6 protein-coding genes are annotated in these 11,515 nt (G+C 36.5%); 4 read left to right on the top strand and 2 right to left on the bottom strand.

What is annotated here, in order from left to right; all coding sequences use genetic code 11:
• Positions 1 to 16 precede the first annotated feature (16 nt).
• From ACFIK7_RS00485 to ACFIK7_RS00470, 4 genes are all read left to right on the top strand, one after another.
• Positions 17 to 721, top strand: a complete 705-nt coding sequence (locus tag ACFIK7_RS00485; protein ID WP_375662738.1) for a hypothetical protein — start codon at positions 17 to 19, stop codon at positions 719 to 721.
• Positions 722 to 3,289, top strand: coding sequence for a DUF6990 domain-containing protein (locus tag ACFIK7_RS00480; protein WP_375662737.1), 2,568 nt, complete (start codon positions 722 to 724; stop codon positions 3,287 to 3,289).
• Positions 3,290 to 3,376: 87 nt separating this feature from the next.
• A complete protein-coding gene (locus ACFIK7_RS00475) occupies positions 3,377 to 3,739 on the top strand; it encodes an HNH/ENDO VII family nuclease (RefSeq protein WP_375630439.1) in 363 nt (120 codons plus the stop codon).
• A 251-nt stretch (positions 3,740 to 3,990) separates the two neighbouring features.
• Complete coding sequence (locus ACFIK7_RS00470) at positions 3,991 to 4,461, top strand: SMI1/KNR4 family protein (RefSeq protein ID WP_375630440.1); 471 nt, start codon at positions 3,991 to 3,993, stop codon at positions 4,459 to 4,461.
• A gap of 1,110 nt (positions 4,462 to 5,571) precedes the next feature.
• Here the strand turns inward: ACFIK7_RS00470 and ACFIK7_RS00465 are convergent.
• Both ACFIK7_RS00465 and ACFIK7_RS00460 read right to left on the bottom strand, forming a co-directional pair.
• Positions 5,572 to 10,539: a DEAD/DEAH box helicase gene (locus tag ACFIK7_RS00465; protein ID WP_375662736.1), complete on the bottom strand. Its 4,968-nt coding sequence runs from the start codon at positions 10,537 to 10,539 to the stop codon at positions 5,572 to 5,574.
• A 552-nt stretch (positions 10,540 to 11,091) separates the two neighbouring features.
• Positions 11,092 to 11,515 (bottom strand): DUF3987 domain-containing protein (locus tag ACFIK7_RS00460; RefSeq protein ID WP_375662735.1); only part of this gene is annotated, 424 nt, incomplete at its 5' end.

Here is an 11,515-nt window from a genome sequence, read left to right as displayed (position 1 = left end):
TGAAACAGCATCCCTAATGACAGGAGTTGCTGGAGCAGCCAAGGGAGGCATAAAGCTTGGCGCAAAGGCTCTGGCTAAATTCGCTGCTAAGACTGAAGCAGCAGCTGCAAAAGCAGAAAAGGAAGTTGTTCAATCAGTTGGAAAAATTGGCTCTGAAGACAGTGCCAAAGGCGAAAAGATCAAAGATCCGCAGACAGGAAATAAAAACAGAGAACATCATGACAAAAAACGTGATAAGGACAAGCAAGAATTAGAAAACAAGGAAGAATGTACGGTATGCCAAAAAGAACCCTCGTTTAAGGCTGAGGTGAAGGGAGCTGAGTTTGAGAGTGATATGTTTGGAAGAAAACCACTTGAAAAAAGATCTCGTCCTGATCTTCTTTATATAGAAAATGGTGAATTAAAAATTAGAGAAACAAAAACAGGTGATTCCAAGCTTACAGAAAATCAAAAAATTTTGAAAGAAGCCTATAAAACAGGAGATGCAAAACCCACGGGAGATGTTATTAGAGAGTTTCTTGAGGAACACAAAGAAAAGCTAAATAAATATCAGGAAGAACTCAAAGAATTTATAGACGAAAAGAAACCAACTCAGAAACAACTGGATGATTTTAAGAAAGATTGGGCTAAAAACCAATTAGGTAGGGAGTGGGGAAGACCTATCGAATATGAAATTAGCCGTCATACAGGTCGTTTAGAAGAACTTGTACAGGGACAATAAATGAAGATACAAACCAAAGACGTAACAGAAATTTTAAAAATACTGGGCTGGGAACCCTATCGCGATGAAGTGGGAGACACTTTCGCGCATTATCATCTTCCTGACCGCATTGTGGGCATAGGCTATGATATAAAAAATTATGGAGAGAGCGGCAAAGAGTTCCGGTTATCGGCTAAACTCACTACTGCTTCCTATTGCCTTGCTCGGGAATATTCTAGAGGTGAAAAATCACAGCGTAAATATGGAGATGTGCTGTTTTACGCGAAGGAGGATTTTAATGTTAAAGCTCCGGATCTTTCCGAAAGCCATATTAAGGACGCTCTAAATAGAGTGATTGCATGGGCGCAAGCACAGGATATTGAAAAAAAGTTGTGCGAGGAAGCTACTAATCATTCTGCCGTTGCACAAGCATTACTTGGTGATATGGAGGCTTTAAGGAGTGATAGATCTACCCCAAAACTATCTGTGCCAGAATTTGCTGATTATAAAACAATGACATCGGATGATCGCCTGCTTTTTTTTGCACAGGCCTATAAAAATGGGGAATTAGACGATATTCTAACGCGCAAGAAGCCAAAACAGCGCTCGATAAGTCTCACAGCAGCAATGCGCGTTCTTAAAACACAAGGGTGGTTTTCTACGGAGCCTAGAAAAATGTGGTTGGTTTTGCCCGACCGCTTTATTCAATTTGATTTTGGTTTTATACGTCTTCATGATAATTACAATGTCCGTATTGAAGCTGAAATATCTAATGAAATTATTTCTGTAGCTTGTAAATATATTCACTATAGTGGGGAGTATCGGTGCATATCACCTACAAATACTTATAATTCTTTTAACACGATTGGGGGGGGGATTTTTAGTGGTTTTGATAAAGGCATTGATATTTGTGTAGAGACATTAGATGAGCAAGAGCTTATCAAAATCTCTGAGCGAATAATACAATGGGCACGTGCCCAAGATTTACAAGCATCAATAGAAAGCAAAACACGTGTTCAAAAGTATAGCTACAATATACGTATAGTCTGGCATTTAGCTTGTTTAGCATTGACAGGTCAAATTGATATCCTGAAATCTTATCAAAATTTTTTAGAAGCCGGTACGATTTCTGGACATTTAGAAGACCGTGAAGTGGAGAAGTATGTTAATCACGCAGTTCAATTTGCTGAAGAGCATCTGAAAATCTTTAATGAGCGAAAAGCCATAGATGATCGTCTTAGTTTGCAAGATTTGTCTTTTCTTAATACAGTTTCTGAAGACTTAAAAAGGATGGGGTGGACAGTTTATCGCGATAAGAACTATGATCGCAATGCTTATTTTGTAAGTAAAGACCGTATCATCAATATAATGTACAGTCTTCAAAGTGATGAAGAAGAGCCGATTGTTGTATTTAAGGCTTCGCTTTCAACACTTGGCTTTTCTACTGCTCATAGAGAGATGTTTCCTAGATTGCCCCAATATATAGCTCTCAAAGAGGCAGAAGAATTTTATACAGTTTCTAGTACTGAATTGGATGAAGGCAAGCTAAAGGAGATTTGTACAGATATACTTGAGTGGGCTGATCGGCAAAATGTCAATCAAATCATCTATGATTATGCCGCTTTGCCAACAAACAGTGAAGCTCACCTTGTGGCACGTCACTTTATAGCACTCATTCTGATTGGTGATATTGAAAAGCTCAAATTTTATAAGGAAAGTTTCAGGGCAAAGAACCATCTAGGCTTTGTGGAAGGTATCACGAAATATACGATTGACAACTCTCTTACTCTTGCACGGGGTTATCGAGCAGGTTTTCCGAAAAATGCACCGATTTTAAGCTTGGATGCGCAAACAGCATCTGTTGCTTCTAAAACAACTTCTGTTGAAGTGGCAGAAGAAGTAAATGAAGCGGATGACACTGATGATCGTCTCACCATGGAAAGTGCTCATGCACTTTTAAAAATCCTAGGCTGGTCAACCGAGAAAATCAATGAGAATGATTATATGGCAAGCTATCAATTGGCTGATCGTGAAGTAGATATTCTTTATAACGACGAAATTGCCAAAGACTACCCGCAATTTGATAGCGCCTTTATGATTAGCACGGGCATTCTTTCCACCGCTTGTAAATTCATTGATCCTACCCACACGGAAGATATTCCAGATATACAGCTTAATTTTGAAGCCAAGGGATTAGAAATCTTTGAACCAGAAGTTACTGCGGATCGCTTAAAGCAAGCACTTGATGATGCGCTAGAATGGTCAGTCAAAGACATTGACCTTTCTAAAAGACTTCGCTCTGATTATGGTATAGCTCCTTGGGAAAAAGGCGCCACGTCTACGGATTATGCTTTACTTCATCTTGGCGCTCTTGCTTTATTGGGTGATGTTGAAGCCTTGCAATCTTATCAGAAAAGCTTTACGGCAGGTGATCACCTAGGCTTTGACGAGAGCATCAACAAAACCCACCTTGAACGTGCATTAGCTTTAGCCAAAGAAGTAGCAAAGGTGAAGCAAGTGAGCTACGCTTTGATTGAATGGGTAGCAAAAGATTTTGATAGTCACTTAGAGCTTTCTAGCGAGGAATAACCTCCTTCTTGGAAGGAGAGTTTGTTAAGTCTATTTAGAACAAAGAATACATTGATTATTTTGAAAAAATCGAGGGGCTTATGAATCATGAAATGGATAAAGAAAAAAATTATGGGAGCAGCTGAACCTGTGGAATTTAAAGGTAAAAAAGTTTATCAGGGAGATGAGCTGTTTGAGCCTGAAACAGTTTCTTCTTGGAAAGAAAAAGGACAGATAGTAACAGGTACAAATGTGGAAAGAATGGTATCAGGAAGAGCTCCTATTGGAGTCGATTGTAGGCCTATTATGTTATATCCTATGACACAAGAAGGTCCTATGGCTGAGGTTCTCTACTCATTTTATCAAGACAAGAGTTTTGTTGCGCCTATGAAGCCAAAGGAAAATTTTATCAGAAAAGTTATTTGTTGGATTTCAAAAAAAGACTCCTCAGCAAGAAAAAAGAAAAAGTAATTATTGCAAATATTGGAGTAATGACACTAAAAGGCGCTCTCTAAGCTTTAATGATCATCCCCTTTAATTATATCATATATTGTAAATGCGAGATGATTGCACAGAGACAAATGAGAAAAGAGCTCCTTCAAGAAAACATCCTTTATATTCTATCAATGTAATCCAAATTCCATTGGCTATAGTAGAGAATATTGATCAGTAGAAACACTCATTATGAGTAAAAACACACTGTGACTTATGGAGAAAAATTTATGAAAAGTTATACTTTATCGGATGTTGCACAATATATTGATATGCATAGTCATGCTATTAATTTTGGTACTAAAGATAATGCCCCTGATGATGTACGGATTAAAACAGCTGAGAACACTCTCGATTTACAATTTACCTCTTCCTATAAGGGTTTTTTAAAAAATTATGGAGGCGGAGAAGTTGGAGGTGAAGAAATATTCAGTATTTATGAAATCTGTGCAGGTATTCCTGCTGGTGATATTGTTTACCGAAATTTGCTTGATAGAAGAGATGGCTTTACGGACCCCAAACAACTTGTTATCTGCACAACTGATTTTGGTGAAACCTTTTATTTTGATTATACGCAGTTTCGGGATGGTGAATGCCCACTCTATCTCAAGTATACATCTGAAGATTCCGAATATTACGCAAGTAATTTTTATGAATTTCTCTGTAAAAGAATTAAAGAGTATGCAGGGGAAAATTCATGAAAACCTATACCTTAGATGATGTTATACAACTAGTTGATAATAGGATAATTGCGATTTATTGCCTGTTATGAAAACATCTCAATAGAAACTGACAATTATAGAGATGAGAAAAATACCTTTTAATAGACCTATGTCAGTGTTGTCAGTTCTTTTTAGCCCCTATGGCATTTTTTTAAATGAGAAAAAATTAAAAACATTATATTTCAATATGTTATTATTTTAATAACACAACTCATATCAATAGTACAATCTTTAAAGATAACCAATGATGTGAGTTGATTAAAACTTGTCAGTTTGTGTCAGTAAATTGAACTGATAACTAGATTATTTTAGTGAGTAATTAGTGCGTGTCTTATGAAAAGCGTATGAAAGTAAAAACTGATTACGTTATCAAAATCCCTTTTATGAATTTTTATAAGTTCATTTGAATAGATAAACTTATGATTTTAGAGAATGATTACAACGTGCTTTATGAAAAGCATATGATCCTTTAAGCCTTTCAAAAGATAGCTTGTAACTCATAAGAAATGCTATCAAGACCATTATGGTTATGAGTTTTGGAGGTTTAGGGGTTTTTGGGGGTTTTGGAGGTGCTTTTTACGCCCCCCCTTTACATATTTTTCAATAAAAAATAAAAGTTTATTATATTTCAATATGTTAACTTTTATCAAGTTTCCAAAAAAAACAACCTATATCAAAATACAACCTGTAAATTCAACTAATGCTATATGTTTTGTAGGGGTTTTGGGGGTATATGGGGTGCTTATACTTTTTTCAAAAATTAGGGAATTAAAAGCGTAAAGTAATATAAGTATTCACAACAAAGCTTTTGAAAAGCATAAAGCTATCATTTTAGATTACGGTATAACCTCTTAAAGGCAATGTAAAAAAATCTAATTCTATTTAAGAGTGGATTTCTTAAAAGTTTTAAAGCAATCCAAATAAGAGTATCTAAAAGTGCAAGTTTCTTCTTTTTAGAATAACGCATGATAAATTATCCTTTTAAAGATTGTATGTAAGCAATGTATAAAGGGGTATAGGAACCTATAGCTATAAGACCTTATACCCCTTATGAGTTTATCATACCCATTATGTGAGCATGCTTTTAAGTTATTCAGTTTCTCTTAATACCAAATTTGGTAAGTTCTTAACGATTTTCATGGTTTCTAAACTTACGGTAATAACCCTCTGAAATAACTCTAGAGGGTAGGCAGGGTTGCCAATGGTTTCAACAGCATAGCGATTGGCATCATTAACAATGCCACTCTTTTTATCAGTCTTTACACATTGACGCCCCATAACCCATTCAAGAGCGGGTTTACCATTGATGATATACTCATAAGCTTCCTTAGGGATATCTGTCATGATGATATTGCTATTATAAATAACAGTGGTTTTATCTTTCTCTTTACCTGCTTTTGCGAATTTCATTTCAGTTACATAATAAAACTTTTCTGGATTAGAGATCTCTGTTTGTTTTGGATTACCTTTTTTAAAGGTTACTGGATAAGGTTCTATAGTTTCATAATTCACGTGCAAATGACCGAGTTCACGTCCTGCTGTTACGAACTTCCAAAAATCATCAGCACTCTTTACACAAGGAATGCGAGGTAATTCTTTGCATAAATTATCAGCATAACGAGAGCGATAATCTTCCGAATGAAGCAAACCGTAAACGTAATAGAATAGATCATCTTTTGTTATGGTTTCATTAGGATAAGCGGCTTTTAAATGTGCTAATCCTTCATCAGTAATGGCATCACGCCTTTGTAAACTAGCTGTTGTGTTTGCTTCTGTAGAGTTTGTAAATAAATGGGATTGTTTCTCACTTTTATTTTTTAAAGATTCAGTATTTTCGTAAATATAGCGTGGAAAGCATTGACCTTTATCTATTGCGTCATGGTTAGGTAGTTTCTTAGTCATTAAGACAGAGAAACCACTTCTTCCTCCAACAGCAGAAACTTGTATTACTTTATTTTTAATCGCTTGTCCTATCGGGAATATACGAGGCATTTGATAAACCCCATCGTTAAAGATGCGATTATAATAAAGCCACTGCTTAGTAAAAGGACGATAAAGACTTTGAGTAAGACTGTAACATTCAAACTTAAAGAGTTTTTCTTTTACTAATTCTCGTTTGAGATTATGACTCCAACTGATCTTTTTTACATCTGTATTGACGAAATTATCTACAGCATTTGCACGTGTTTTACGATCAGAGTGTCGATAGGTAGTATTAAAACGTTCTACTTCGCTGTTATAGAACATAATCATATTATTCATGTTTTTCTTTAAAAATTCACGGCTTGAGTTATATGTCCAAGCATCACGATTAGTTTTTAGACCACAAGAAAAATTTTCAAATAGTTTTTTACCATGTCCTTTCTTATCACCTAAAGCTAAGAATGTTTCAAAACTTTCATCACGTTGATTTATCCAATCACCATGCTTATCTGGTGTAATCATTTGCCAGCTTTGTTCACGTGTAATACCACCAACACTACCAAAGTATTGAAGCATCTCAAGTTTTTTTTCGGTGGAAAGATTATCTCCAATATCATGATAATAAATTTTACAAGGTCCAATAGCATTGGGATTTTTGATAAATAGCGTTACCGCAATACCCGTCATACTACCATTGCCGAAAATATTTTCACCTTCTTGAGCAACTCCATTGCTTAACATATTTTTGCGAAGATCACCCCTCAGATTGAGAACATAAATGCTCGTAAACTCTTTGGCTAAAGATTTTCGTAATCCATCCATTGTTGACTTTTCTATATAACCAGAACCAGAAACAAAGCCGATTACCCCAGCATTATCAATACGGTCACTAGCCCAGCGAATAGCACGAATATAACTATCATAAAGTGCTTGCACACAAGTTGTTTTAGATTGAGTAGCATAAGTTTCACGAATACGGTTATTTAAAATAGGATAAGGCGTATTCTTTGCATTATCATTTTCGCTTTTTTGTCCTACCGAATAAGGAGGGTTACCAAAGATAACTTTGATGTTTAGATTTTTCTGATGTTCTAAATATTCACTGTTTTCTTTAAATAATTCCTGTAGCAGGTTCTTCTCTTCAAGCATCCGAAACGTATCGGTTAAGCCAATATGTTTGAAAGGGATATACTCACCTTTCATAAGACTATGATAAGTCGATTCAATGTTAATCGCTGCTATGTAATAGGCGAGCAAAACAATCTCATTGGCATGGATATCATGACGGAACTTATATTCCATATCCTCTGGTTTGATGAGTTTTGATTGTAAAAGCCGTGTGATAAAGGTACCTGTTCCCGTGAAAGGGTCAAGAATAGAAACACCCCGTGACCCCAAGCTTTTGCCAAACTCATTACGCAACACATCATCAACAGAATGAATGATAAAATCCACGACCTCAACGGGGGTATAAACAATCCCAAGCCTATCCGTGGTTTTCTTAAATGCCTTGGCAAAAAAACTTTCATAAAGTTTGATAATAAGATTCTGTTTTGCATGCGTTTCCGTAATGCCTGCTGTACAGAACGTGACACTTTTGTAAAATTTATCAAGATCTTTCGTTTTCTCTTCGATATTTGTTTTATCCAGTTCCGTTAAGATCTTGTCCATTGCTTGTGAAATGGCATTGTTCTGTACAAATTCATTACCGTCAAATAAAGCTTCAAACACGGGACGCGTGACAAGATGTTGCGCTAACATCTCAATCGCTTCCTCTTGTTTAATATCGCTGTTTACGTTGTTTTGTAATTCCTTATGAAACGCATCAAAGGCGTGAAAGGCTTCACTGTTTTCATCAGTAAGCAGGTTTTGAAGGTGCGTGATATGGTTTTGAGCAATCTCAGCAACATTGTTCGCCCAAATGCCCCAATAATCCGTGATTTTAAAACTATCCAGAAAAATGGCTTTGACAAAATCAAAAAATTCAGAACGGCGGAATAAGTCTTCTTGTCCTCCAGATACCGATTGAGATTTGCTTTCTGCTGTTCCAATGACACGTCCAGAACTTTCTGCTTTTGATGGTATCGAGATCTCATCAACCGTTGTGGTAAGCTCTTTTAATTCATCCTCACGTTTAATCTCTATAATCTCAATCGTATGGCTGCTATCTTGTCCTAAAGACATTTGATTAATTGTCCGAGCAAGCCTTTCATCATGAGAATGTAAAGCATGCAAAACTTGCCAAACAACACGGTATCTCTTATTGTTTTTTAAAGCTTTTTTGGCTTTTAAGTGTGAAGGAATGATAATGGGTAAAATGATATAGCCCGTTTTCTTATTTTGAGCACGGCGCATCACACGTCCCACCGCCTGTATCACATCCACTTGGCTATTGCGCGGGTGTAAAAACATGATGGCATCAAGAGCAGGCACATCAATCCCTTCAGACAGACACCGAACATTGCTTAAGATCCGACAAACATTTTGACCCGCATCTTCTTTAAGCCAATCCAATTCCTCATTGCGCTTTTTGACACTTTGCGTTCCGTCAATATGTCTTACTTCACAGTTTAGAAAGGGAACGGTTTGAAGGAAATCATCAATATGAGATTTGATAATTTTATTGAAGAGCTTTGTTATATATTGAGAGGTGTTAATGTCTTTGCAAAAAGCTAAAGCGCTATGCATGGGCTCTGTATCATCATCATCAACAGCGGCTTGCTTATCTATTTTGGTCAGGGCTCTATAACAGCCAATAATTTTTGCCGCATCATCTAAATCAATTTCACGGTTTTCATTGGCAATAATCTCCTGTATGGCTGGTGTGATATAGGTTTCATTAATGCCTAAGACCACAATTTTGTAAGGGGTTAACAGTTCATTATCAACAGCTTCTGCGAAGGTATAATGATGGAGTTGTTTTCCAAAAAGTGCTTCATCATCCATAGAGGCGAGAACGGCATTGATCTCATCAGCCCGCCTTTTGGCAGTATCACTAAAGATCTTTGGGGTTGCTGTCATATAGAGACGTTTTTTACCACGAATGATGCTGTTATCATGAACCTTGATAAATTCAGATTCATTGTCTTCAGTTCCCAATGAAGCACCAGTGGTACGGTGTGCTTCATCACAGATGATTAAATCAAATTCGGGTAAATCATGCTCTTTTTGTGCATCCGAAATCACTTGGATTGAATGGTAAGTTGAAAAGACCACCGTCATTGCGTCTACTAGGTTTTCACGAGCTTCTTTAGCAAGGGCTTGTGCATCCGTGGTAGCAGGGAGAACAAGATCTGATGTTGCCATACCAACAATATCATCTTGGTTTTTACGACGCTTGCCTACTTTCGTATCCGAACACACAGCAAAAGAACGCAAGGGCACTTGTGCATCGGCTGTCCATTCACGGATCGTTTGTGAGACTAAAGCAAGAGAGGGAACCAGAAACAAAACACGCTTGCCTTGACCTGCTATTTGTTCTGCTATCTTCAAACTGGTGAAAGTCTTGCCCGTTCCACATGCCATAATAAGCTTGCCACGGTCTGCTTCTTTTAACCCTTCACAGACTTTCTTGATGGCTTCTTCTTGATGGGGACGAGGCTCTTTTGTTGATTTCAGAACAACTTCTTTTTTCGTTGCAAATATTTGCCAATCTATCCGACTGTTTTCCATATGACGAAGGTCAATACGATAAACGGGTATCGCTTGTCCTTTAATCATGGCATTCACATTGTCACTTAATTCCACTTCTGTGCTGTCAACGAGAAGTCGATATTTAAAGATGTCTTTTCCAGATGCCGCGATAAAGCTATCAATATCCTTTTTACTGATCTGATGGTCTGCTTGATAAAACTTACATTGAATAGCCACATAGCCCTCTTGATTGCGAAGCTTGGCAACCAGATCAATGCCGATATCATTTTTATTCCAACCTTCACGCTCTTTAGCCCATTCATAATAGCTCTCAACTTTTTCATATCGCCCATAGTGGAGAGGGTCATACATAAGATATTTTGTCACAAAATCTTCAAACACTTTCCCTCGTAGAGTATTTGAAGTTGTCTGTTCACGATAGGATTGTAAAAGGGAGCGTAAAGTGAATTGTTCATTATCAGACTTAATAGATTGCAGCATATTGTAATAAAAATCCCTTGCCTTATGAGATGATTAATAATCATCAAAAGAATCAAAATGAATTTAATTAAATGCATTTAAAGCAAATAACGATAAAAAAGGGAAAAAAACTGCTAAAAAAAGCCGATATTTTTTTCAAAAGGGGTCTTTAAGGCTGCTTATCAACAGCCCATGACATGGAATAAGATCAGCAAAGTAGTGAAATTTGCTATTCATTTCACGGGTTAATCAAGATAAATGTACTATGGGCTTTAATATATCAGAATGAGTATTTTGATAAGTTTATAGATAGGTTTTGAAGGTGTTTAAAACCCTCAAAATACCTTCAAAACTCCTTTAAATATATATCATAGATTGTATTTACGTGTTGTGTTTAATATAGGTTGTTTGTTTAAAATATTAACCTATTGAAATATAATGACTTTTATTTTTCGATTGAAAAAAATATATAAAGGGGGGTAAAAGGAACCCTCAAAATACTCAAAACCCCTAAAACTCATAGATTAAGGCGTTCTTTGAAGGTTCACTCTATGAAATACAAGGGGTAATGCTTTATTGGGGTGTCTTATGCCCCTTTACTAAAGGATGCCATTCATAACGTATTGTAGGTCGACCGCTTTTAGGGTTATTGTCTCCAGAGACTTCACGAATATAGTTACAACGGCATAAAAGCTCTAAAGCTTGCTTAACGGCTTGATTATCTTTTAAAGAAGTCCAACTTCTTTGATGAATATCGCGTAAAGTAAAAACATCAGATAAATGATCACAACGCTCGACAATTAATTTTGCACGCTCTGCTGTTAATGTATCCCCCGCCGCATAAAGTCTTTTGACATGACTTAACAGATATTTTTCCCAACGCAACGCTGTTGTAATGGCATAGAGACCAATTTCTAAACCACCACTATCAAGAAGTTCAAAAATTAACGCAAGGCTTGCTATGGTCTTTGGCATTTTTAAAACATGCGATTGTAAG

The sequence above is a fragment of the Bartonella sp. CL266QHHD genome, assembly GCF_042195355.1.
Classification (GTDB): domain Bacteria; phylum Pseudomonadota; class Alphaproteobacteria; order Rhizobiales; family Rhizobiaceae; genus Bartonella.
Note: the sequence above shows the minus strand (reverse complement) of the source record. Positions and strands in the feature narration are given on the sequence as shown.